This is a genomic window from Variovorax sp. H27-G14, from assembly GCF_046156345.1.
In the GTDB taxonomy this organism is placed as follows: domain Bacteria; phylum Pseudomonadota; class Gammaproteobacteria; order Burkholderiales; family Burkholderiaceae_C; genus Variovorax.
The window spans coordinates 1-17,124 of sequence record NZ_JAYLVN010000033.1 but is presented as its reverse complement, the minus strand read 5'-3'; the positions used below and the strand labels follow the sequence as shown (position 1 = coordinate 17,124).

Genomic DNA, 17,124 nt, shown 5'->3' with positions numbered 1-17,124 from the left:
CACAAGGCGGCTCGACCTGTACATGATTTTTGTAGCGATTCGGTTCATACAAAAAAGCCGCTTCAGGCGTGAACCTGAGCGGCTTGATTGGTTGCGGAGGAGGCGCTCGCATCCTCGACGGTCGGGTTATGAGCCCGATGCTCTACTGTCTGAGCTACCCCGCAGGAATTTTGGTGGCACTTACCCCACCGCCGAATATCTTGCCTTCGCAGCAACACAGTTGCAATAGGAGAGTTGTAAATATTCTTTACATCACTCCACAGCGCATCAGCCTGTCCGTGATCTGGCCCCGAGCCTCTGCCACTACGCGAGCCCGCTCCACTGCGTCACGTGGCAGCCGGGGCGACATCCATACGCTGTTGCCGGTGCTCAAGTTTCGAGCCAGCGCGTAGATGGCTGCTCGGTGTGGGTCGCGCATCTCCGACACTTGGAAGTCGATGTCAGCCATCATGGACCCGTGAATCTCATCCTCGATGATTTCGTCAGTGCTATCCCAGCCCCTGCCGCTCTTGGCATCGCGGAATACGGGATCGCGCGGGGCCTGCTGGTTGGCTTGGTAGGCGCGGCAGTGGGAGTGCCAGCGCGAGAGTAGATCGTCGAGGATGGCGGCGCTGTCGTTCATCATGGTGAGTCCTTTTGAATTTGCTTCAGCTTCGCCCTGTAGGCGGCGCGGATGGCGCGGAGCTCGTCGGCAGTGAACTTGCGTACTTGGTTGTCGGACTCCAGCACTTCGACGCGCGCGGCGCCGATGCGCGCGATCAGACCGATGCGGTAGTCCACAGCGTTGCCGCTGCGGAACTGGTTGCAGTGCACGCACTGGCCGTGCACGTTGTCCTCGTGGTAGCGCAGATGGGCAGCGCTGCCAACGCTGCGGTAGTGCCCTGCATCGCGGCCGGCGTGTAGCTTGGTCAGGTCTGGCGGCGGCGCGCCGCACGAGATGCAGGGCAGCGCGGCGTCCCGTGCGCGCACCCAGGCGTTGAATGCCTTCTGCGCCTCGGCCTTAAGCACCGGCAGCGTCTTGATCGCCTCCTTGCGGGTCACGATCTGGGCTCGCTCCTCGACTCGCTTCTCGGCGACCTGGCGGCGCGCGCAGATCGGGCTGCAAACAGCCTGCATCGGCCGCGCAGGCATGAAGACGCTGTGGCAGAAGCTGCAGCGCTTCGATTTGAGGGTGCTGGACAGCATCAGTCGTCCTTGATCATCACGTCAGAGAACGGCAGCACCCACCATGAGCCACCATGCACGCCGATGCGCTCGGATTTCTTGCGGGCGATCTTGATGACCAACGCCAGAGGTAACCAACGCACCCAAGGCCTCAACATGCCGCCTCCATCAATGCACCAGCGGCGATGCCAATTGCCAAGGCCGCATACCAGGGTGGCACCAGCCACAGGATCAACGGCACCGTGACCGTGGCCGCCAACAGCATCACCAACAACATGCGCTTCATGCAGGCTCCAATTCATAGAAAGTCACACCCAGTTCCGCACAGGCATAGGCCTCGACCTGTGTGCAGAACTCCGAGAACTCGACCGTCGATAAGCTGGTGCTGCTATTGCCGATGACAGAACCGTCCGGAAGCTGCTCCACGCCAATGAACATGCGCTTGAACTGCTCGTGCCACGACTCAGCGCTGTACAGGCGCCCGCTGACGGCTGCTTGCGCTGCCACCTGGGCCAGCACCCCATTCCCCCAGTAGCGGCGGTTCTGCGGCTTCGTGCGCTTGCGGGGGCCGATGGTCAGAATCCAGCGGTGGCCGCCCTGCAGGACCTGGGCGAGAAAAGGGAAGACCTGCGCCTTGATGGCGGCCCAGGCCTGTTGACGGTTGTGGAGCTCGATGGTCAGGGTTTCGCTCATGTCTACTTTCTCCCGATTTCTGTACACGTCCCGGGGGATGTGTCGATTGGCGACCGGCTTTTGATCATTTCGGCACTTCGTTGTGGAAATAGCGCATAGGCAGCGGCACCAGTTCAGCCGCATCAACCACGAACGGCGGTGAGCACCACTCCCACTCCGGGCAGATGTACGAGACGCTCGCGACTTCTCCAGAATTCATCGCGATCACGTCGTTTCCGTTCCAGTTGTAGAGGTGCCCTTGCCGGACAGTTCGCGGCTTAACAGCATCGGCAGCTCCCTGAACCTGTCCGGATACTTCTGTGCCAGCCACTCCGCTTTCTGCTGGCAGTACAGGGAGCAGTTCGGGTGTGGCTTGGAGCACTTCACCAGGTGCTGGAGCTCGATCTGCAGGTCGGTCATTCATCGCGTCCCATCCATTCTTCGGGCCGGTGGTCGGCGAGGAATTGCTTGCACGCGGCTTTGAACTCCCAGCCACCGCTGTCTTCAAGCTTCAGCCGCGCATCGATTTCTTCCCACGACTGAGGCTCGCTCTCGCCACCGTGAGGGGTCTGCCGCACGGCTGCAAAGATGCATGCCGGGCAACCTTCCGCGAGAGCAGAAAGCGCCTTCCACCCCTTCTCGATGTACTCACGGATGAGCACATCCATGGGATGCTGCGCAAGCCCACCGAAAGAGCACATCCGGCACTTGCGGGCGGGGTTGTTCGTGCAGCCCGTCTCGTGCTTTTCCATCGACGGCTTGGTGCCCGTGGACTTCTTGCAAAAGTCGCAGTAGTGGCGCATGCGGAGTACGCTTTTCATGCGGCCACTCCTTCGCCATGAACGCAAACAAGGCGTCCGAGCGCAAAGACGCTGTTTGGGACCATCGTCCGCGCCCGGATCACGTTGGCCACGGCGCGCTCGCGGGCCAGGGCGCGCTCGGCCTCTTCGACCGCTTGTTCTGTTTCGGCTTCGGTCTTGGGCTGTGCGGCGCGCTCGAAATCAGCGATGAAGTGACGGCCTGTTTCGGTGATGCGGTAGGTGGCTGGGCGCCCTGGCGCCTTGGCTGTCACGATCACTGCGTGCTTGGTGTGCACCAGCTTGCAGAGGCAATTGCGGGCGGTCTGGAGCCCCACTCCAAGAAACTCCACTGCGCGCGGAACGGTCATCAGACTGCCGTCTGTCATGGCACGCAGCGCGCCAATGTTCGATGGCACATCGGGGTTCATGAGGCGGCGTAGGCGCCGCTTTTCTGCGCGGGTCATGCTGCAACTCCGAGCGCATCCCGCGCCATGGCCAGTGCCGTTCGGGTCGATGGGTACGCGCCGCTCTCGTGGCGCTGAATCAGTCGGCGCGCCCAGTCGAGGGAGTCCCCGCTTGGGGCCGTCTTGGCGATGATCGGAGCAAGCTTCGCAAGCTCGGCAGCGATACGCTCTTTGCCGGCAATCGAGGACTCGATGCGAGGGATTTCTTCTTCGGGCGCTCGACGGGCGATGTTTCGAAACTCCAACACGGTCGGCGGCTTCTCAGGCGGCAGGTTTTGCAGAGCCCAAGCGATGGACTTCGGAAAACGATCAAAGCCCGAGAGCTCGTGCGACCAATCTGACTTCACGGCGTTCATGTCGATGTCCTGCCAGCGACGGAGGAACGATTGCCCATACGTCAGGGTCAGCTTGTCGAAAATACGGTCAACCCAAGGCGCGGGGAGCGACATTGCGAACCTCCATGTCAATGAAAAATTGGTCTGCGGGCGCGGCGCCGGCGGCAACGCCAGGAGCGGCTTGATGGGTTCGTACGCGCTGCTCGGCACGCCACGCTGGCTCGGCCGCACCACGCTGGCCGGCGCCCCGCATGCATGCAGCCTTGAGGTATTCCGCGGGGTCGGCAGGCCGAGCGACCACTGCGGCACGGACCGCGTCGACCACGACAACGTCGCCGTAGTCCTTCACGAGCTTGCCGACGAACGAGCCGCACTGCGCTGCGGGCATCCCAGCCTGGTTCAGCAGCGACTTCCCTGCTTTCCAAAGTTCGTCCTTGGGCAATTCGATGGGCGGCGCGCCGCCAGAACCGATAGGTTCTGAATTCCCTTCCCTTCCCTTCCCTTCCCTTCCTACCTGTGGGTCAATTTCAGAATTGACGCGTGCCGACGCTTCGTGACGCGTGGAATTCGGAGTTGCATCGGGTGCTGGGAGGCTTGACGCGCTCTCACGCGGATTCACGTGCTGGTGCTTGGAGAACTGCGGAACGCATGCCAAGCCATTTCCGTACAACCTCACCAACCCAGAGTCGACCAACTCCTTACAGAGGGCTTGGATATCGCAGGTGTCGCCTGGGAAATAGCGCAGTTTGAACGTCATGGGCTTCCATGCAAGACGCCCCTCCTTATCGGCCTCGCACCACACCGCGATGTAAAGCAAGCGCGCAAGCGGGCTCAAACTCACGATGTCTTCACTGGTGAAGAACTCTGGCTTGATCGTGCGGATACGAGCCACTACACAGCCTCCCAAGCCCGGAACCCGTTGTAGACGGCTCCAGTGGGCCGCGCGAGGCCCTTGCGCTCAAGCTCGGGCAGCCAGCGGTCGATTTGCACGACCGTGAGGCCGGTCATCTGTGCGTAGTACGCAGCAGTCTGCCTAGGGGTGTGCTTGATGGCGGCCAGGATTTTGATCGCGTGGCCGGTCGAGAACTTGGCAGACATGGCCGCAGCCTGGTGCGAAGTGATCGGGTCAGTCGAGCGCGCGCGGGGCATGTCTGCCATGTCATCCATTCCGCGCACCATCTCATTGGTGAGTGCGGGGCTCATGCGGCAATCCTCAGGTCACGGAACAAGCGGCGCTCCACGTCGCGCTCATGCTCCATAGAAGCAATGCGTGCCTCGGCAATACGCAACTTCTTTTCCAGTTCAGATTCGTTCTTGCGCAAGCTGCTCAGGTCGTAGCCGCGATGCGCGTTCATCCAAAGAAGGGGCGCGTCGTTGCCGCAGTAGTCCATGACGGAAACGAACTTCGGCCAAACAATGCCCTCGCCGCCCGACTCCCACCGCGACCACTGGGCCTTGTCCATTTTCAAAGCGTCGGTCATCTCTTTGGGCTCATAGCCCGCAGCCTTGGCACAAAGGGCAATCGCACCGCCTAGGGTCTTCTCACGAAGTACTTCTTGGGCAGTCACGGCAGAGGGGAAACTGAGTTGGCTCACAAGGGTTCTCTATTCAGTTGAGTGGTGTTGAGAGGCTCAAAACGTCAAAAATTTGGGCATGCAACACGTACATGCCCTCGCTCTACTCGGCCTTGCCGATCTCTTGGACGGTCGAGGCGGGGAAGAAACTGAGAACGAGAAACACGACCAAGAAGAAGCCGCAGAAGGTGAAGGCGAAGGCGTCGAAGGTCATGGCTCAGTGCTCCGCCTTCTGCTTGGAGCGGCGCGACAATTGCCCGATGGACGAAAAACTTTGGTCGTACTTGGAATCGGCGCCGGCACGCGAACTGGTGGAATTTCTGCCAGAACGGAATTCCGAAAGAGCGCATGCAGCCGAGCACATACTTGCAATGCGCCGGAACAAAGCAATGGAACGCGTGGCGATGTGGTCAGCCATTGCTGCGGGCCTCGCTGCCGTCGCGTCTATCGCGCAGTTGTTCAAGTAGCGCCACGATCTGACGCTGCAGGCGAATCTGTTGGAGCAGCAGAAGATCGCCGTCCCCGGTGCGCTTCTGCCATTCGAGGTCAGCCCATGGGTGGGCCAGATCGCCGTCAAGCTCCTTGTGGATTTCGAGAGCTAGAAGGCGATGCGCCTCTTCGCGGCGATTGTTCTGCTCAACCCGAACTTTCCCGGGTCTTGAGGAGAGGAGGTCTTCGAGATTCATGCGCACTCCTTCTGCTTGGGGCGCTTGGGCTTGTCACTCACCAAGGACAGCAACGCTTCACCAAGCTTGTGTCTTGGCTCCTGCGTTCGACCGGTGGCGAGGTCGCTGATGGTTGCTTGTGCACACCCAACGGCGGAAGCAATCTGTGGCTGGGTAAGCCCGCGCTTCGCCTGGATGCTCTCGATGATGGTTTTCCATTGCATCCGCTCAGAATAACGGATTACCGTTCTGTGAGCAACGGTTTTCTGTTTTCGGCAAGCCCTACTATGTATCTCGATGGTTACTGAATACGGCTTGCGGCTTCGCGCAGCACGAAAGTTCGCAGGGCTCACGCAAGCTGAGCTCGGCAAGCGCGCGGGCGTTGGAGGCCAGAGCACCGTCTCCACTGCGGAGAGATTGGGCGGGGGTTCGGCCGACACCTCCAAATATGCGGTTGCGTGCGGCGTCGATGCTCACTGGCTTGCCACAGGCGAGGGTCAGATGCTGCCTTCCGGCCACGCCGCCGCGCCTGTGACCAGGGCTACTGCCCAGAATTCCAGTGACCTGGGCGGGGCACTTTCAACAATTGGGGATGCAATCAGAGCCGCCGACGGCGAGACGCGTGGCGATGTGCTGAAGATGCTGGAGCTTTTTGTCAGCAACCCCAGCACCAATGCGGGGCAACTGCCTTTGATTCTTGAGCGTTTATCGGGGGAGTCCGTGCGCAAGAGGGCTGGCAACGGCCGATAAACCGAGCAGCCACAAAACCCCAATTCCAACTTTATCTTATTAAGTCTAAAGTGTTTCCTAGTGTTTCTAAGTAGTACAGATTTATAAACATCCCATAGATATGGGAACTGGAGGCGTTATGCGAGTAGCTCTTGTTTTGACATTGCTCTTGAGCGGATGTGCAGTGACGAATGAAACCGCCCTGATCACAGGGCGAGTCCGACCAGCCACCTACCCCGACCAAGTGCGGTTGTACACCGCCCCTCCGAAGAAGTTCGAGGAAATCGCGGTGATCAGCGCAAACGCCGCCCACGACTTCATGCAAAAGCAGGACCTTTTGGACGCCGCAGTTTTGAACGCCAAGAAGAAGGCGGCACAACTCGGGGCCAATGGAATTCTGCTAGATGAAGCGGGTGACTTCGTTACGGGCAGTTCCGGCGTCTTTGTCGCGCAGCCAGCCGGGAGACGGTCGCGCACGATGATTGGCACCGGCAGCTCCAACGTTAGAACAGGCAAGCAGGTTTCTGGGACCGCGATTTACGTATTCGAAGAATGAGCCCCCGAAGGCATAGCGCCATGGGTGAAACAACGCGACTGACGCTGATCGCTGCTTGCCTTGCCTTTCCGGGCTTGGCGGTTGCCGAATCCTTCAAATTACTATGCCGGTCCTACCCGCCAGATCGCATTGTTTCTCACGTGTTCGTTGTTGATGGTGACAGCAAAACAGTGAACGACAAGCGGGCCACCTTTACGGACGCGAAGATTGAATGGGTGTCCGTCGACTCATCCACGAGACGCGGCCGGGCCGTGTACGTCGATCATCGGATTGATCGCCATACAGGCATCTACACAGCCTGGGAGCGTGGGGTTTACTACGTCGATGCGGGGCCGACGATCTCCTGCGACAAGGCGCCAGCGCCCAAGTTCTAGCCCTCCCCTGCCCGTCCGAGCGACAGGCTAGGGTTTCCGATGAAAAAATTTATCGAGAAATAACGGAACGCCGTTGACATAAATAAACGGATTCCCGATACTTCACCTCAAGGCGCCGAACCCCTCGGGCCAAACAGGAGAAGCAGATGGCCTACCAAGTAATCGACATTCGCACCGGCCTGGCGGTCGGCAAGCCTCTGAGCAAACAGGCAGCCCGCAACAAGCGTGATCGCCTTGACCTGGCGTTCGGTGGCGTGCGCTACGTGCTCAAGGCGGTGCAAGCATGAGCACCACAACCACCACCGCAGCGCCTGCTGCAACAAAGATTCGGATCGTCAGCCGCTACAACAGCGACAACATCCTCTTCGAGTGCGAGGCGCCCGAAGGCCTCGAATCCGGCCTGCACATGCGCCATGCGCTAGAGAAGGCCACCCAGGCTCGCCGTGACCTCAGCGGCGCCTACCTCAGCGACGCCAACCTCAGCGGCGCCTACCTCAGCGACGCCAACCTCAGCGACGCCAACCTCAGCGACGCCAACCTCAGCGGCGCCTACCTCAGCGACGCCAACCTCAGCGGCGCCTACCTCAGCGACGCCAACCTCAGCGGCGCCTACCTCAGCGACGCCAACCTCAGCGGCGCCTACCTCAGCGACGCCAACCTCAGCGGCTTCCGCACGGACTTCTGGGACGTGCTGCTGCGAGCTCCTCACGAGATCGCTGGCGTGCGCGCTGCGCTGGTCGAAGGCCGCGTTGATGGCTCGACGTACAGCGGCGAATGCGCCTGCCTGGTGGGCACCATCGCCAACGTTCGCCAAGCCGACTACAGCGAGCTGGGCAACGGCCTGAAGCCCTCCAGCAGTCGGCCGGCCGAGCAATGGTTTATGGGCATCCGCAAGGGCGACACCCCCGAGACCAATCAGGCAAGCAAGTTGGCCGTCGAGTGGTTGGACGAGCTGGTTGGCCTACTGATGCTTGCGAAGGCCTGACATGCACGGCCCGAACTTCCCCCACATCGTTCACAAGCCGATGCCCGCACAAGAGGTGCAGCTTGAGTTGCAGCCGATGCCTCAGAACTACCGTGGCTGGGTTCTCCGCCTGTCTCCGGTCACGCAGCAAGAGCTGGCTGCGGTGGACTTGCCCGCGAACTTTGCGGTGAGTGAGCAGCAGCGGCGCGGGGGTGTGCTGTGAGCGCGCAGCACACGCCGGGGCCGTGGCGTTGGGAGTTCAACGAGAAGCACCGTTCGGTTCATCTTGTTGGCGGAGATCGCCCGCACTACGACCTCACGATCCTTGAGCCGACCCGCTGGGGCATGCATGGCGCTGGACTGATGATCCGCGACACCGCGCACGACGGCATGAACATCATGCACAAGCTGAACGAGCGCAAGGACTGGGTAGCGCCATTCCCCGGGCGTTCTCATCACGCCCACTGGTGCGCCAACGTTGTCCATCCGGACATGCTCCTCATTGCCGCGGCTCCCGATCTGCTCGCCGCGTGCAAGGTGGCTTTCGACCAGACCTGCTCTGTCGGACGCCCCAGGGACTGGGAACAGCTGCGCGCCGCCCTCGCCAAGGCCACCGGGAGCGCTGCATGACCGCCTTCCTCAAAGCCCTGGACGAAGCAGCAGTGAAGTGGGCGCTGTGCATGGCGGTGCTGGCTGTGTGGCTGCTGCTCGGTGCATGGCTCGACGGCCCGAGCGAGACAGACGCCCTCCAAGCCTCGGCCGATATCTCTGAATCTCTGGCCGCTATGCATGCGGCTGCAAACAACCAACAACGTGCCCGCGTGGCATCGAAGGAGTGAGCATGTCCAATCCGCGCCCGACCGTGACGGAAGAAATGATCCGTGCGGCCATCATGAAAGTGGCTCCTCAGTTGGCAGGCGACATGCCGACGACAAGCGACATCGAATCGGTTGCTGACAGCATCCAGCGCGTCTATCACCGGTACATGGACGGCTTCGACATCGCCAAAGCACTCGACTGCTACGAAAGCTGGGACACCACCCGCGACGAGATGGAGGCACTCGACGCCATCGACATGGAGGTGGATCGCGCGCACCGAGCCGCCGAGAAGCAATGGGGCATCGATCACCCGATGGCCCCACCTCTGCCCGTTGGCGCGATGACCACACGCGGATTGATCGCCGGCATCTACGAGTACCAGCCCGCTTACTACTGCATCAAGGAAACGGGATGCACCGATGCAAGCCGCCATCTGCTGGTGAAGTTCGAAGACGCACGGGCAGCAGCATGACCACCAACAGCAGCTTCCACCCGCCCGTCATCCTGGCCGACGCCCGCGAGAAGCGCGCCCGCAAGCAGCGGCCCGGCCACTGGGCCGACCAGCGCGCCATCCCCACACCCACCGAGATCGCCGAAGCCGACGAGCGCCACGACATCGCGCGCGCCAACAGCTGGGCTGGCGTCCTCGTGCTGCTCACCCTTGCCCCGCTCCTCGTGGCGCTGGGCCTTCATCTGTACTTCCGGGGCTAACCATGCAAATCGAAATCACCGTGGCGAAGGTGCTGAACGTCGATCCGCACGAGCGCAATCGCTGCTCGGTCGGGCTGGACATGACCGACGCGCAAGTCTTCTGCGCCATCGAAGAGCTGCTGGGCGCTGGTGGGCTGGAGAAGCGTGCGCAGCGTCTCGCGCAGCTGCTGGACAACGAACTGTCGGGGATGACGGCGTGAGCGCCCTTACCTACCTCCAGCAGCGCCGCCGTCGCCTCATCCTGGCCCGCGAAGAACTGCGCTCGATCTTCCGCGCTGGTGGAATGTCCGACGCCGAACTGCTCGACCTGGTCAGCCTGCTTATCGCCCAGTGCGGCCCTGAGCAGCAAGAGGCTAAAGAACAGCTTCTCACCATCGCCGCCGACCTCGACCTAGATGCGCCCGATGCGGATGCGTTCCGTTACCTCGGGCCAGTCACTTTCGATTCACGAATGGAAGCGCCATGAATGAAACCAAAACCCACTACCGCAAGGCGTTCGACTCGCCTTACTTGAGCAGTGCTGACATCGTGGAGCCCACGGTGCTGACCGTCCATCACGTCACGCTTGAGACCGACAAGACCAAGAAGACCAAGGACGTATTCAACACCGCGCACTTCAGCGAAAAGGAAATCCGGCAGGGCGAAAAACTGAAGCCGATGATCTTGAACGCCACGAACAGCAAGACTATGAAAGGCCTGACTGGCTCGGCCTTTATCGATGATTGGAAGGACGTGCGGATCACGGTCTATGTAGACCCGAATGTCCGTTTCGGGAAGGAGTCGGTAGAAGGACTGCGCATCAGCCCACATGCCCCCGAGAAGCGCGTTTTGACGCCCGCCAGTGTCAAGGCATGGGGCAATGCGAAAGCGGCCTTCAAGCGCGATGGCGACCTTCGACAAGTGCTGGCGCACGTGGACATCAGCCGCGAGCACCAAGAACAGTTGATGGCTGAATGCCAAGAGGCCAAGCCCGCCAACGAGGGCGCCAATGTACTTTCATGACGTCCCGCAAAACACCGATGAGTGGGCCGCGCTTCGGCTTGGCAAAGCCACTTGCTCCAATTTCGCCTGCTTCATGGCAAACGATGGTGGTGCGTTCGGTGAGCCTGCCAAGAAATACGCGTTGCAGATCGCGCTTGAGCTCGACACGGGCCGCAAGGCCGAATACAGCTTCAGCAATGAGCATACCGAGCGCGGCCATGAGCAAGAGCCAGTCGCACGAATGCTGTACGCAAGCGAGAACTTCGTTTCTGTCAGCAATGGCGGCTTCTTCGACTGCGGCGACTACGGCGATTCGCCCGATGGCTTGGTGGGCGAAGACGGCGTGATTGAGATCAAGAGCGTGGTGGCGCCGACGCATTACGCAACGCTGCTTCGCAAGAGCTTCGACCCGGCCTATCGCTGGCAGCTTGTCGGGCATCTGGACTGCACGGAGCGGACTTGGGTCGACTTCATCAGCTACTGCGCTGACTTCCGGGATGACCAGCAACTGATAGTTCACCGCCTGCATCGCGAGGCCTGCGAAGCCGAGCTTAAGCGCCTTCAAGAGCGACGTGCCGAGTTCCTGGAACTGGTGCGCAAGACCCTCAAAAACATTCAAGGATGACCGCATGAACACCCCCGAACCCCGCATTGCAGCAACGGCGCCGGCTCACATCTGGCTGAACCTTGGCGAAGTGCCGGAGGGCGCCAAGTTCAGCAGCCTCCGCGAAGTCGGCTGGAGCCCGGACAACGCCACTGGCTGCGGCATCAAGTACGTGAGGGCTGATGCAGTTGACAACCTGATGCAGGCCGCAAGAGCGGTCGCGTTCTCCAACGGCTTCGACGCTGGCTATCCCCAGAAGCTGGAAGCCCTTCGAGCTGCCGCCTCCCTCCCCTCGACTTCCAAGGCGACGCAGCAATGAGCAAGCGTGCAGAACAAGCCTTCGATCATGAAGTGTGCATTGAGAAGGTCGTGGACTTCGCGTCCATGTGGAATCGCCTACAGGACTGCACCCGCGTGCCTGAGCAGATCGAAGAAGTCTTCGAGGACAGCTTCGACAACAAGCATCTGCACCCAAGCATGAAGCCGTTCATGGACTACTTGACTCACGACGGCGCAGACGCTTCGCCCGCCCTACTTGAAATGCTGCAGGACTTCCCGCAGCGCTACAGCGACGTGATCTTCATGCAGGCCGCGACACCCGTGCGCAGCTACCACAGCCCGAACGGCTGGAGCAGCGGCTGGGGTCATCGTTATACGTGCTGGGTGGCGGCACCGACGTTCACGGAAGCGTGGGCGCTGCTGGTCAAGTGGGCGAAAGAACGCCACGGCCAAGACCGTGCGAAAGCAATCGCTGAAGGCAAGTGCAATACCCCAAAGGAAACCCAGTCATGACCACCGCCGAATCATCACAGGCCGGCAAAGAGCAGTACTCGTTCGTCTGCAATGCAGGCTGTGGCGTGTGCGCCGTCAAGGTCGCGCCTTTTGAGTATGAGCGCACCGAAACGCTCGAAGGCGAACACCTCGACAGCAAGTATCAACCGCAGATCGTGAGTTCGTGCTGCGGAGCGGAAGTGCATGTTTACGACAACCACGCGGACGCTTGGGGAGCTGAAGTTGTCCTCGACACACCCGTTGTCGCCACCACAAGCACTCTCAGCGTCCCTGCCGCCAAAGCTCTACTCGTCACCGCCCTGGCTGAAGAAAAAGGATGGCTGCGCGACTATTCCCTGTCTTTGATCGAGGATGCGATTGAGCGCAGGCACTTGGAAGGGGACGAAGCATTCAATGATGCATCTGGCACAACGTGGAAGGGCATGCGCGCGGCTGGCTGGGTATGGGAGAAGCCCCTGCCAAGCCCGCTTGTTGGAACGGCGCGCAACTACGCATCTCACTGGAGCACAGGCCCGAAAGATGCAGAACGACTGTACCGAGAATCTGACGTGCGTCGCGTCCTATCCGCCCTCTCCGCGCATCCAGTCGCAGCACCCTCGGCAGCGGCAGGCGGGCCGACCGATAAAGAGATTCTGAAGACGATCAACCGCGCTGAATTGGCATGGGCGAATTGGCGCGGCGCCGGCTCCAATGCCTCATTCGTCGGCAACGCGCTGCGGGAGCTGTTCGCCGCCCCGCCCGCCGCAGCACCTGCAAAGCAGGCGGTGTTTCAGCGTCAAGCCGACACCACCGGGAAACGCTGGCGCGACATTGACGAGCGCGAATACAACCGAGTCGGGACGCTTTACCGCCGCATCGTCTACCTCGCCGCGCCCGAAGCCCCAGCAGTTGCTGCGGTAGCGCAGCCGGTGGCGCTGCAAGCGGCCCACCGCCTCGGCTTTCTGCGTGCTGCCGGCTGGATGCAGAAGGACTCCCTGTTCTCGGATGTCAACACTGCGACCTACCGCAAAGACCGAGACCATGATCTGGCCGCCCTCGCAGCTTCGCCCTCCTGCGAACCCCTTGGGCTGACCGACGAAGAGGTGGCACGCCGAACCCGCTGCGCGTTCGCCTCGACCAATCAAACGCCATACACCGGTTTGCACATGCACTGGTACGAGAAGGGCTTGCGCGAGGGCGCCGCAATTCAACCTACCGAGGAGAAGGACCGTGGCTGAGCGCATCAGGTTTTCCAAGGCGGCGGCGCTCCAAGCGTTGGATGCCAAAGCGATGCGCATCGCGAAGCGGGAGGGCTTTGACCGAGGTAAAGGCGCTTCGCAGCTCAATCCGAAAGATCGCATGTTTGATGAAGACGTGCGGAAGGCCGTGGAGTACGGACGCATGAGCGCCCTTGAGGAATTCGCTTGCTCCATCGAAGAAGGCTTTCAGTTCGAACCCAAGGACCAACCATGACCCAGACGACCCCAACACCAGGCGCGGGGGAGCGCGTATCAGTGAATGCCGATGCGCTTCGTCAAGTGCTGCAAGCGCTTGTTGGTCCAGGCCACTACATTCGTGAGTTGCAGTTCACCCGTAGCCTACACAAACTCGGCCACCCGAACGCAATTAACACGCTGCTCGAAGACTACGAGGCCGCCGCTCTGCGCGCACAGGCAGTGGAAGGCGAACAGAGCGCCCCAGCAGTTGCGGTGGTGGACTTGCCGGCGGGACAGAAGCTCTACAAAGCGTTCATCAACAACCATCCCACGATGCACAGCAATCGCTTTCCGTCGTGGGCACAGTTGACCGAAACTGAGAGGAAGACATGGCGCCGCAAAGCTCGCGCCGCTCTTACCCAGGGCGTAAAGCAGGAAGGGGACTCAGCATGACGCTCGAAGCCCAAGGCAACCAGTACAGCGGGTTCTTTTGCTCCTACGCCGATGACGGCGAGCACCATGACCGCCTCAAGCCCTGCCCCTTTTGCGGGGCAAAGATTGACCTCGAAATCGGCAACATCCATACCCCATCGTTCTTTGTGGCCTGCCGCAATTGCGGTGTCGAGGTGACAGGCTGCACGCCGAAGCTCAAGCGCGGCGGGAAGATTCTCACCGCTTCGCGCGCGCTTCGCATCTTCGCAGAAGCGATGGAGCTGGCAATCACGCAATGGAACACTCGTGCCGCTCCCACTGCTGACCAGGGGCGTGCTGGGTTGAGCGGGGAGGACGCAGCATGATCGCGGCCCTCTACGTCGAGACTGGCGGAACGTATTTCGACCAGGCGGATGTCGACCCTTGGGACGAGACCCGCGATGCGCGCAAATACACCGGCCCGCTGCCGGTTGTAGCTCACCCGCCCTGCCAACGTTGGGGCCGCTATTTCCACGGCGCTCCAAACAAGCCGCACCAGTTCCGGCTGGGCGAGGATCAAGGCTGCTTTGCGGCGGCGCTCACCTCGATCCGCAACTATGGCGGCGTGCTGGAGCACCCGGCCCACTCCGGCGCCTGGGATTTCTTCGGGCTGAAGACGCCTCCTGCGGCCGGCGGCTGGGTCAAAGCAGACAACCGGGGGGGGGTATACGTGCCACGTCGAGCAGGGGCACTACGGCCACATTTCGCGCAAGGCAACCTGGTTGTACGCCTGCGCCACCGACAGGCCCGAGCTGAAGTGGGGGCCATCCGAGCAGCGCATTCACCCGCGCGCTCTGGAGTTGCATGGCTACGAGAAGGCCCGCCGCATCGGAATGATGGCCATGGTCGGCGGCAAGGACAAGACCCGCATTCGCAACGCAACCCCCGCCGAGTTCCGCGACGTGCTGTTGGCTATCGCGCGATCTGCGGCGCCGGCGCAGACCACCATTGAGATGGAAACAACACCATGACCACCCCCACCCCCACCCCCAACCAGGCAGCGGACGCCGAGCTGGAAACCGTAGCGTATCTCGTCACCGGCTTGGCACGCGGAGAGCCCAGCCTCTGCTTCGAAGACGAGCGTGGCGACTATGGCGACGAGGATCACACGCCGGTCTTTGAAGCACTCGTGCGCAAGTCTGACTATGACGCCCTCCTCGCCCAGCTCGAAGAGCAACGCGCAGTGAGCGCAAGGATGGAGGCGGATGCGCGCCGACTGGATTGGTTGGCTGACAAGTCACAAGCCATCGGAAACGTGCAGTTGCCTCGGGCTTGCGTCGAGCGGCACCCGGATAGCTTGCGCGCGGCCATCGATATGGCCATGAGGATCGAACGATGACCATCGAGCAATCTATTCGACGTCAAGAGACGCGAAAACGAGAGGAACGAGCCTTTTTTAAGCGCCAGGGAAAGGCGAAGCCACGACCTACTCGCATCACCCAAGAAGACGTTGGGCGAGCCGTGTCCGTTGCACTACGAAATGCGAGCCGGGAAATTCGCCATCAAATCAAAGTGACGCCTGCGTGGGGGCATGCTTTATGTTGGGCATGCGCAAAGCTTGAAGAACGAGCCGCCATCGATGCCGCAGCTCTGGCGAAGGGGGGCGAGCAGTGAAGGCCAGCATCGTCATCGACAGGTGGAAGTTGCCCATCTTCACCCGCCGCCTCAAGGCCACTAGCTTCTCATACGAAGAAGTCGGCCCACTTACCGCCGACACGCTCACCTTGATCGTGCTGACCGAAAACGCACAAGCGTTGGCTCAAGTCGTTCTCGCGGCAAACAAAGAAGCCGCACAAACCAAGGCCCGCAAATGAATAAGACAACCCTTGCAGACGGCTCCCCCGTCACTCCAGACCATCGTGAGATCGACCCGACCACAGACCAGCAAAGGGGGTATGTGGTGCTAAGCGCAGAGGAACGCGCCAAGGGTTTTGTACGCCCTGTGCGTCGAAGCTACGTGCACTTGAAATGCGGTGCACTCACAAAGATGTCGCTGCCGCTCGCCGAGACCTACGCGCGGCAGCCCGACTTCTACAGCGGCACCTTCTGCGTGGGGTGCGGCACGCACTTCCCGCTGACCGAGTTTCACTGGGATGGGACCAACGAGGTTGTCGGGTCATGACCGCCCGCCCTGACCTCGAAGCGCTGACTCGCAAGGAGTTTGAAGCGTGGGCCATTGAGGAAGGCTACGCAGAGCGCAACCGATATGGCCTGTGGTTCACGAACTCTGTCCACGAACACAGCCTATGGATGGGCTACCAAGCCGCCGACAAGGCTGCGACGGAGCGGGCTGCGAAAGCCGTGGAGGATACCGACACGGTAGAGGTCCATGGCCAGAACAGCATGTACTGCCAACTCGGCGATGCTTCCGCGACCCGTGCAGCTTGTGCCGCCGCCATCAGGGAGGCGATCGAGCAGCCCGTCATGCGCCAACTCAATGCCGACGAACATCAGGTTCTGCGCCGTGCCGTGCGAGCATCTTCTGTGCTTGTTGCGCCCGGCCGGATCGTCGAGGTCTGCCCTGACTGCGACATCGCCGATTGCCATCACATCCGAGAGCGCCGCGCCTCGGCAAGCGGTGGAACGAAATGAGCGAGCAGGAGCGATTTGAGAAGTTCTGGCTCTACTCAAGAGCCGGGAAAGGAGCCGGAAAAGCTCAAAGCCAACTGACGAAGCATGCAAACGGCGACTACACCGATGAGAGCACGCAGCGCCATTGGTGGACATGGCAGCAGGCCGCCATCCGCAACACCAAGGAATCCGCTACCCACCTGAGTGGCGGGGGGAGGAAGGAAGAATGAACGACTTGATGACATTGGACGATATCGCGACGATGAACCACTGTTCGCTACGCCATGCGAGGGACGTACTGGTCAAACTGGCAGGCTTCCCAGACGAGGCGCCAACCTCAACGCCCCGAAATAGGCTGTGGTTGCGATCTGAAATTCGGGCCTTCGTTCACAGAAAACCCGCACGAATCCCGCACGTCAGGCTGCAGGCCGCATGAATACTCAACCTTGCTGCCGTGGTGCGG

Annotated in this window: 42 protein-coding genes and 1 tRNA gene; 27 read left to right on the top strand and 16 right to left on the bottom strand. The window is 61.1% G+C overall.

The window, feature by feature from the left end; genetic code table 11:
• Window positions 1-88 precede the first annotated feature (88 nt).
• The 16 genes from VLK31_RS34920 to VLK31_RS34845 all read right to left on the bottom strand — a co-directional run bounded on the left by VLK31_RS34920 (window position 89) and on the right by VLK31_RS34845 (window position 5,695).
• Window positions 89-164 (bottom strand) — tRNA-Met (locus tag VLK31_RS34920).
• Window positions 165-247: 83 nt separating this feature from the next.
• The gene (locus VLK31_RS34915; RefSeq protein ID WP_409173082.1) at window positions 248-625 is read right to left on the bottom strand and encodes a hypothetical protein; all 378 of its coding nucleotides are present in this window, start codon (window positions 623-625) and stop codon (window positions 248-250) included.
• The gene (locus tag VLK31_RS34910; RefSeq protein WP_409173081.1) at window positions 622-1,185 is read right to left on the bottom strand and encodes a recombination protein NinG; all 564 of its coding nucleotides are present in this window, start codon (window positions 1,183-1,185) and stop codon (window positions 622-624) included. Before VLK31_RS34910 ends, VLK31_RS34915 begins: the two co-directional genes overlap by 4 nt.
• Window positions 1,185-1,322, bottom strand: a complete 138-nt coding sequence (locus VLK31_RS34905; RefSeq protein ID WP_409173080.1) for a hypothetical protein — start codon at window positions 1,320-1,322, stop codon at window positions 1,185-1,187. Before VLK31_RS34905 ends, VLK31_RS34910 begins: the two co-directional genes overlap by 1 nt.
• The gene (locus VLK31_RS34900) at window positions 1,316-1,450 is read right to left on the bottom strand and encodes a hypothetical protein (protein ID WP_409173079.1); all 135 of its coding nucleotides are present in this window, start codon (window positions 1,448-1,450) and stop codon (window positions 1,316-1,318) included. The genes VLK31_RS34905 and VLK31_RS34900 overlap by 7 nt, the downstream gene beginning before the upstream one ends.
• On the bottom strand, window positions 1,447-1,857 hold the full coding sequence (locus VLK31_RS34895; protein WP_409173078.1) for a recombination protein NinB: 411 nt from the start codon (window positions 1,855-1,857) through the stop codon (window positions 1,447-1,449). The genes VLK31_RS34900 and VLK31_RS34895 overlap by 4 nt, the downstream gene beginning before the upstream one ends.
• Window positions 1,858-1,921: 64 nt before the next feature.
• The gene (locus VLK31_RS34890) at window positions 1,922-2,065 is read right to left on the bottom strand and encodes a hypothetical protein (RefSeq protein WP_409173077.1); all 144 of its coding nucleotides are present in this window, start codon (window positions 2,063-2,065) and stop codon (window positions 1,922-1,924) included.
• Window positions 2,062-2,256 (bottom strand): hypothetical protein, encoded by a 195-nt coding sequence (locus VLK31_RS34885; RefSeq protein WP_409173076.1) that lies wholly within the window; start codon window positions 2,254-2,256, stop codon window positions 2,062-2,064. The genes VLK31_RS34890 and VLK31_RS34885 overlap by 4 nt, the downstream gene beginning before the upstream one ends.
• Window positions 2,253-2,657 carry a hypothetical protein gene (locus VLK31_RS34880; RefSeq protein ID WP_409173075.1) on the bottom strand — a complete coding sequence of 135 codons (405 nt, stop codon included), beginning with the start codon at window positions 2,655-2,657 and terminating at the stop codon, window positions 2,253-2,255. The genes VLK31_RS34885 and VLK31_RS34880 overlap by 4 nt, the downstream gene beginning before the upstream one ends.
• Window positions 2,654-3,100, bottom strand: a complete 447-nt coding sequence (locus tag VLK31_RS34875) for a hypothetical protein (protein WP_409173074.1) — start codon at window positions 3,098-3,100, stop codon at window positions 2,654-2,656. Before VLK31_RS34875 ends, VLK31_RS34880 begins: the two co-directional genes overlap by 4 nt.
• Window positions 3,097-3,549, bottom strand: coding sequence for a hypothetical protein (locus VLK31_RS34870; protein WP_409173073.1), 453 nt, complete (start codon window positions 3,547-3,549; stop codon window positions 3,097-3,099). Before VLK31_RS34870 ends, VLK31_RS34875 begins: the two co-directional genes overlap by 4 nt.
• Window positions 3,524-4,327 (bottom strand): hypothetical protein, encoded by an 804-nt coding sequence (locus tag VLK31_RS34865; RefSeq protein ID WP_409173072.1) that lies wholly within the window; start codon window positions 4,325-4,327, stop codon window positions 3,524-3,526. The genes VLK31_RS34870 and VLK31_RS34865 overlap by 26 nt, the downstream gene beginning before the upstream one ends.
• Window positions 4,327-4,638, bottom strand: a complete 312-nt coding sequence (locus tag VLK31_RS34860; protein WP_409173071.1) for a hypothetical protein — start codon at window positions 4,636-4,638, stop codon at window positions 4,327-4,329. Before VLK31_RS34860 ends, VLK31_RS34865 begins: the two co-directional genes overlap by 1 nt.
• Entirely contained in the window at window positions 4,635-5,030 is a 396-nt protein-coding gene (locus tag VLK31_RS34855) for a hypothetical protein (RefSeq protein ID WP_409173070.1), read from the bottom strand. The genes VLK31_RS34860 and VLK31_RS34855 overlap by 4 nt, the downstream gene beginning before the upstream one ends.
• Before the next feature lie 196 nt (window positions 5,031-5,226).
• Window positions 5,227-5,427 carry a hypothetical protein gene (locus VLK31_RS34850; protein WP_409173069.1) on the bottom strand — a complete coding sequence of 67 codons (201 nt, stop codon included), beginning with the start codon at window positions 5,425-5,427 and terminating at the stop codon, window positions 5,227-5,229.
• A complete protein-coding gene (locus VLK31_RS34845) occupies window positions 5,420-5,695 on the bottom strand; it encodes a hypothetical protein (RefSeq protein WP_409173068.1) in 276 nt (91 codons plus the stop codon). The genes VLK31_RS34850 and VLK31_RS34845 overlap by 8 nt, the downstream gene beginning before the upstream one ends.
• Before the next feature lie 276 nt (window positions 5,696-5,971).
• Between VLK31_RS34845 and VLK31_RS34840 the strand changes: the two genes are divergently transcribed.
• The 27 genes from VLK31_RS34840 to VLK31_RS34710 all read left to right on the top strand — a co-directional run bounded on the left by VLK31_RS34840 (window position 5,972) and on the right by VLK31_RS34710 (window position 16,891).
• Window positions 5,972-6,424 carry a helix-turn-helix domain-containing protein gene (locus tag VLK31_RS34840; RefSeq protein WP_409173067.1) on the top strand — a complete coding sequence of 151 codons (453 nt, stop codon included), beginning with the start codon at window positions 5,972-5,974 and terminating at the stop codon, window positions 6,422-6,424.
• A 223-nt stretch (window positions 6,425-6,647) separates the two neighbouring features.
• Window positions 6,648-6,959: a hypothetical protein gene (locus tag VLK31_RS34835; RefSeq protein ID WP_409173066.1), complete on the top strand. Its 312-nt coding sequence runs from the start codon at window positions 6,648-6,650 to the stop codon at window positions 6,957-6,959.
• 20 nt (window positions 6,960-6,979) lie between these two features.
• Window positions 6,980-7,333 (top strand): hypothetical protein, encoded by a 354-nt coding sequence (locus tag VLK31_RS34830; protein WP_409173065.1) that lies wholly within the window; start codon window positions 6,980-6,982, stop codon window positions 7,331-7,333.
• 146 nt (window positions 7,334-7,479) lie between these two features.
• Window positions 7,480-7,620: a hypothetical protein gene (locus VLK31_RS34825; protein ID WP_409173064.1), complete on the top strand. Its 141-nt coding sequence runs from the start codon at window positions 7,480-7,482 to the stop codon at window positions 7,618-7,620.
• Window positions 7,617-8,318 (top strand): pentapeptide repeat-containing protein, encoded by a 702-nt coding sequence (locus tag VLK31_RS34820; RefSeq protein WP_409173063.1) that lies wholly within the window; start codon window positions 7,617-7,619, stop codon window positions 8,316-8,318. Before VLK31_RS34825 ends, VLK31_RS34820 begins: the two co-directional genes overlap by 4 nt.
• 1 nt (window position 8,319) lies before the next feature.
• Complete coding sequence (locus VLK31_RS34815; protein WP_409173062.1) at window positions 8,320-8,520, top strand: hypothetical protein; 201 nt, start codon at window positions 8,320-8,322, stop codon at window positions 8,518-8,520.
• Window positions 8,517-8,927, top strand: a complete 411-nt coding sequence (locus VLK31_RS34810) for a hypothetical protein (protein WP_409173061.1) — start codon at window positions 8,517-8,519, stop codon at window positions 8,925-8,927. Before VLK31_RS34815 ends, VLK31_RS34810 begins: the two co-directional genes overlap by 4 nt.
• Window positions 8,924-9,136, top strand: coding sequence for a hypothetical protein (locus VLK31_RS34805; protein WP_409173060.1), 213 nt, complete (start codon window positions 8,924-8,926; stop codon window positions 9,134-9,136). Before VLK31_RS34810 ends, VLK31_RS34805 begins: the two co-directional genes overlap by 4 nt.
• A gap of 2 nt (window positions 9,137-9,138) precedes the next feature.
• Window positions 9,139-9,588 carry a hypothetical protein gene (locus VLK31_RS34800; protein ID WP_409173059.1) on the top strand — a complete coding sequence of 150 codons (450 nt, stop codon included), beginning with the start codon at window positions 9,139-9,141 and terminating at the stop codon, window positions 9,586-9,588.
• Complete coding sequence (locus VLK31_RS34795; RefSeq protein ID WP_409173058.1) at window positions 9,585-9,827, top strand: hypothetical protein; 243 nt, start codon at window positions 9,585-9,587, stop codon at window positions 9,825-9,827. The genes VLK31_RS34800 and VLK31_RS34795 overlap by 4 nt, the downstream gene beginning before the upstream one ends.
• A 2-nt stretch (window positions 9,828-9,829) precedes the next feature.
• On the top strand, window positions 9,830-10,027 hold the full coding sequence (locus VLK31_RS34790; RefSeq protein ID WP_409173057.1) for a hypothetical protein: 198 nt from the start codon (window positions 9,830-9,832) through the stop codon (window positions 10,025-10,027).
• A complete protein-coding gene (locus VLK31_RS34785; protein ID WP_409173056.1) occupies window positions 10,024-10,293 on the top strand; it encodes a hypothetical protein in 270 nt (89 codons plus the stop codon). Before VLK31_RS34790 ends, VLK31_RS34785 begins: the two co-directional genes overlap by 4 nt.
• Entirely contained in the window at window positions 10,290-10,829 is a 540-nt protein-coding gene (locus VLK31_RS34780; RefSeq protein ID WP_409173055.1) for a hypothetical protein, read from the top strand. Before VLK31_RS34785 ends, VLK31_RS34780 begins: the two co-directional genes overlap by 4 nt.
• Entirely contained in the window at window positions 10,816-11,433 is a 618-nt protein-coding gene (locus VLK31_RS34775; RefSeq protein WP_409173054.1) for a YqaJ viral recombinase family protein, read from the top strand. The genes VLK31_RS34780 and VLK31_RS34775 overlap by 14 nt, the downstream gene beginning before the upstream one ends.
• 4 nt (window positions 11,434-11,437) lie before the next feature.
• Window positions 11,438-11,731, top strand: a complete 294-nt coding sequence (locus VLK31_RS34770; RefSeq protein ID WP_409173053.1) for a hypothetical protein — start codon at window positions 11,438-11,440, stop codon at window positions 11,729-11,731.
• Window positions 11,728-12,204, top strand: a complete 477-nt coding sequence (locus tag VLK31_RS34765) for a hypothetical protein (RefSeq protein ID WP_409173052.1) — start codon at window positions 11,728-11,730, stop codon at window positions 12,202-12,204. The genes VLK31_RS34770 and VLK31_RS34765 overlap by 4 nt, the downstream gene beginning before the upstream one ends.
• Window positions 12,201-13,421, top strand: coding sequence for a hypothetical protein (locus VLK31_RS34760; protein ID WP_409173051.1), 1,221 nt, complete (start codon window positions 12,201-12,203; stop codon window positions 13,419-13,421). Before VLK31_RS34765 ends, VLK31_RS34760 begins: the two co-directional genes overlap by 4 nt.
• Complete coding sequence (locus tag VLK31_RS34755) at window positions 13,414-13,656, top strand: hypothetical protein (protein ID WP_409173050.1); 243 nt, start codon at window positions 13,414-13,416, stop codon at window positions 13,654-13,656. The genes VLK31_RS34760 and VLK31_RS34755 overlap by 8 nt, the downstream gene beginning before the upstream one ends.
• The gene (locus VLK31_RS34750) at window positions 13,653-14,072 is read left to right on the top strand and encodes a hypothetical protein (protein ID WP_409173049.1); all 420 of its coding nucleotides are present in this window, start codon (window positions 13,653-13,655) and stop codon (window positions 14,070-14,072) included. The genes VLK31_RS34755 and VLK31_RS34750 overlap by 4 nt, the downstream gene beginning before the upstream one ends.
• Window positions 14,069-14,416: a Lar family restriction alleviation protein gene (locus VLK31_RS34745; protein WP_409173048.1), complete on the top strand. Its 348-nt coding sequence runs from the start codon at window positions 14,069-14,071 to the stop codon at window positions 14,414-14,416. The genes VLK31_RS34750 and VLK31_RS34745 overlap by 4 nt, the downstream gene beginning before the upstream one ends.
• Window positions 14,417-14,812: 396 nt before the next feature.
• Window positions 14,813-15,061 carry a hypothetical protein gene (locus VLK31_RS34740; protein WP_409173047.1) on the top strand — a complete coding sequence of 83 codons (249 nt, stop codon included), beginning with the start codon at window positions 14,813-14,815 and terminating at the stop codon, window positions 15,059-15,061.
• A complete protein-coding gene (locus VLK31_RS34735; protein ID WP_409173046.1) occupies window positions 15,058-15,429 on the top strand; it encodes a hypothetical protein in 372 nt (123 codons plus the stop codon). The genes VLK31_RS34740 and VLK31_RS34735 overlap by 4 nt, the downstream gene beginning before the upstream one ends.
• Window positions 15,426-15,704 (top strand): hypothetical protein, encoded by a 279-nt coding sequence (locus VLK31_RS34730; RefSeq protein ID WP_409173045.1) that lies wholly within the window; start codon window positions 15,426-15,428, stop codon window positions 15,702-15,704. Before VLK31_RS34735 ends, VLK31_RS34730 begins: the two co-directional genes overlap by 4 nt.
• Window positions 15,701-15,904, top strand: a complete 204-nt coding sequence (locus VLK31_RS34725) for a hypothetical protein (protein WP_409173044.1) — start codon at window positions 15,701-15,703, stop codon at window positions 15,902-15,904. Before VLK31_RS34730 ends, VLK31_RS34725 begins: the two co-directional genes overlap by 4 nt.
• The gene (locus tag VLK31_RS34720; RefSeq protein WP_409173043.1) at window positions 15,901-16,212 is read left to right on the top strand and encodes a hypothetical protein; all 312 of its coding nucleotides are present in this window, start codon (window positions 15,901-15,903) and stop codon (window positions 16,210-16,212) included. Before VLK31_RS34725 ends, VLK31_RS34720 begins: the two co-directional genes overlap by 4 nt.
• A complete protein-coding gene (locus VLK31_RS34715; protein ID WP_409173042.1) occupies window positions 16,209-16,682 on the top strand; it encodes a hypothetical protein in 474 nt (157 codons plus the stop codon). The genes VLK31_RS34720 and VLK31_RS34715 overlap by 4 nt, the downstream gene beginning before the upstream one ends.
• Window positions 16,679-16,891 carry a hypothetical protein gene (locus tag VLK31_RS34710; RefSeq protein WP_409173041.1) on the top strand — a complete coding sequence of 71 codons (213 nt, stop codon included), beginning with the start codon at window positions 16,679-16,681 and terminating at the stop codon, window positions 16,889-16,891. The genes VLK31_RS34715 and VLK31_RS34710 overlap by 4 nt, the downstream gene beginning before the upstream one ends.
• Window positions 16,892-17,124 lie beyond the last annotated feature (233 nt).

Coding starts and splice junctions, on each gene's coding strand:
- VLK31_RS34915 (WP_409173082.1), bottom strand. CDS start 625: ATGATGAACGACAGCGCCGCCATCCTCGACGATCTACTCTCGCGCTGG.
- VLK31_RS34910 (WP_409173081.1), bottom strand. CDS start 1,185: ATGCTGTCCAGCACCCTCAAATCGAAGCGCTGCAGCTTCTGCCACAGC.
- VLK31_RS34905 (WP_409173080.1), bottom strand. CDS start 1,322: ATGTTGAGGCCTTGGGTGCGTTGGTTACCTCTGGCGTTGGTCATCAAG.
- VLK31_RS34900 (WP_409173079.1), bottom strand. CDS start 1,450: ATGAAGCGCATGTTGTTGGTGATGCTGTTGGCGGCCACGGTCACGGTG.
- VLK31_RS34895 (WP_409173078.1), bottom strand. CDS start 1,857: ATGAGCGAAACCCTGACCATCGAGCTCCACAACCGTCAACAGGCCTGG.
- VLK31_RS34885 (WP_409173076.1), bottom strand. CDS start 2,256: ATGACCGACCTGCAGATCGAGCTCCAGCACCTGGTGAAGTGCTCCAAG.
- VLK31_RS34880 (WP_409173075.1), bottom strand. CDS start 2,657: ATGAAAAGCGTACTCCGCATGCGCCACTACTGCGACTTTTGCAAGAAG.
- VLK31_RS34875 (WP_409173074.1), bottom strand. CDS start 3,100: ATGACCCGCGCAGAAAAGCGGCGCCTACGCCGCCTCATGAACCCCGAT.
- VLK31_RS34870 (WP_409173073.1), bottom strand. CDS start 3,549: ATGTCGCTCCCCGCGCCTTGGGTTGACCGTATTTTCGACAAGCTGACC.
- VLK31_RS34860 (WP_409173071.1), bottom strand. CDS start 4,638: ATGAGCCCCGCACTCACCAATGAGATGGTGCGCGGAATGGATGACATG.
- VLK31_RS34850 (WP_409173069.1), bottom strand. CDS start 5,427: ATGGCTGACCACATCGCCACGCGTTCCATTGCTTTGTTCCGGCGCATT.
- VLK31_RS34845 (WP_409173068.1), bottom strand. CDS start 5,695: ATGAATCTCGAAGACCTCCTCTCCTCAAGACCCGGGAAAGTTCGGGTT.
- VLK31_RS34840 (WP_409173067.1), top strand. CDS start 5,972: ATGGTTACTGAATACGGCTTGCGGCTTCGCGCAGCACGAAAGTTCGCA.
- VLK31_RS34830 (WP_409173065.1), top strand. CDS start 6,980: ATGGGTGAAACAACGCGACTGACGCTGATCGCTGCTTGCCTTGCCTTT.
- VLK31_RS34825 (WP_409173064.1), top strand. CDS start 7,480: ATGGCCTACCAAGTAATCGACATTCGCACCGGCCTGGCGGTCGGCAAG.
- VLK31_RS34820 (WP_409173063.1), top strand. CDS start 7,617: ATGAGCACCACAACCACCACCGCAGCGCCTGCTGCAACAAAGATTCGG.
- VLK31_RS34815 (WP_409173062.1), top strand. CDS start 8,320: ATGCACGGCCCGAACTTCCCCCACATCGTTCACAAGCCGATGCCCGCA.
- VLK31_RS34805 (WP_409173060.1), top strand. CDS start 8,924: ATGACCGCCTTCCTCAAAGCCCTGGACGAAGCAGCAGTGAAGTGGGCG.
- VLK31_RS34800 (WP_409173059.1), top strand. CDS start 9,139: ATGTCCAATCCGCGCCCGACCGTGACGGAAGAAATGATCCGTGCGGCC.
- VLK31_RS34795 (WP_409173058.1), top strand. CDS start 9,585: ATGACCACCAACAGCAGCTTCCACCCGCCCGTCATCCTGGCCGACGCC.
- VLK31_RS34790 (WP_409173057.1), top strand. CDS start 9,830: ATGCAAATCGAAATCACCGTGGCGAAGGTGCTGAACGTCGATCCGCAC.
- VLK31_RS34780 (WP_409173055.1), top strand. CDS start 10,290: ATGAATGAAACCAAAACCCACTACCGCAAGGCGTTCGACTCGCCTTAC.
- VLK31_RS34775 (WP_409173054.1), top strand. CDS start 10,816: ATGTACTTTCATGACGTCCCGCAAAACACCGATGAGTGGGCCGCGCTT.
- VLK31_RS34770 (WP_409173053.1), top strand. CDS start 11,438: ATGAACACCCCCGAACCCCGCATTGCAGCAACGGCGCCGGCTCACATC.
- VLK31_RS34765 (WP_409173052.1), top strand. CDS start 11,728: ATGAGCAAGCGTGCAGAACAAGCCTTCGATCATGAAGTGTGCATTGAG.
- VLK31_RS34760 (WP_409173051.1), top strand. CDS start 12,201: ATGACCACCGCCGAATCATCACAGGCCGGCAAAGAGCAGTACTCGTTC.
- VLK31_RS34750 (WP_409173049.1), top strand. CDS start 13,653: ATGACCCAGACGACCCCAACACCAGGCGCGGGGGAGCGCGTATCAGTG.
- VLK31_RS34745 (WP_409173048.1), top strand. CDS start 14,069: ATGACGCTCGAAGCCCAAGGCAACCAGTACAGCGGGTTCTTTTGCTCC.
- VLK31_RS34735 (WP_409173046.1), top strand. CDS start 15,058: ATGACCACCCCCACCCCCACCCCCAACCAGGCAGCGGACGCCGAGCTG.
- VLK31_RS34730 (WP_409173045.1), top strand. CDS start 15,426: ATGACCATCGAGCAATCTATTCGACGTCAAGAGACGCGAAAACGAGAG.
- VLK31_RS34720 (WP_409173043.1), top strand. CDS start 15,901: ATGAATAAGACAACCCTTGCAGACGGCTCCCCCGTCACTCCAGACCAT.
- VLK31_RS34715 (WP_409173042.1), top strand. CDS start 16,209: ATGACCGCCCGCCCTGACCTCGAAGCGCTGACTCGCAAGGAGTTTGAA.
- VLK31_RS34710 (WP_409173041.1), top strand. CDS start 16,679: ATGAGCGAGCAGGAGCGATTTGAGAAGTTCTGGCTCTACTCAAGAGCC.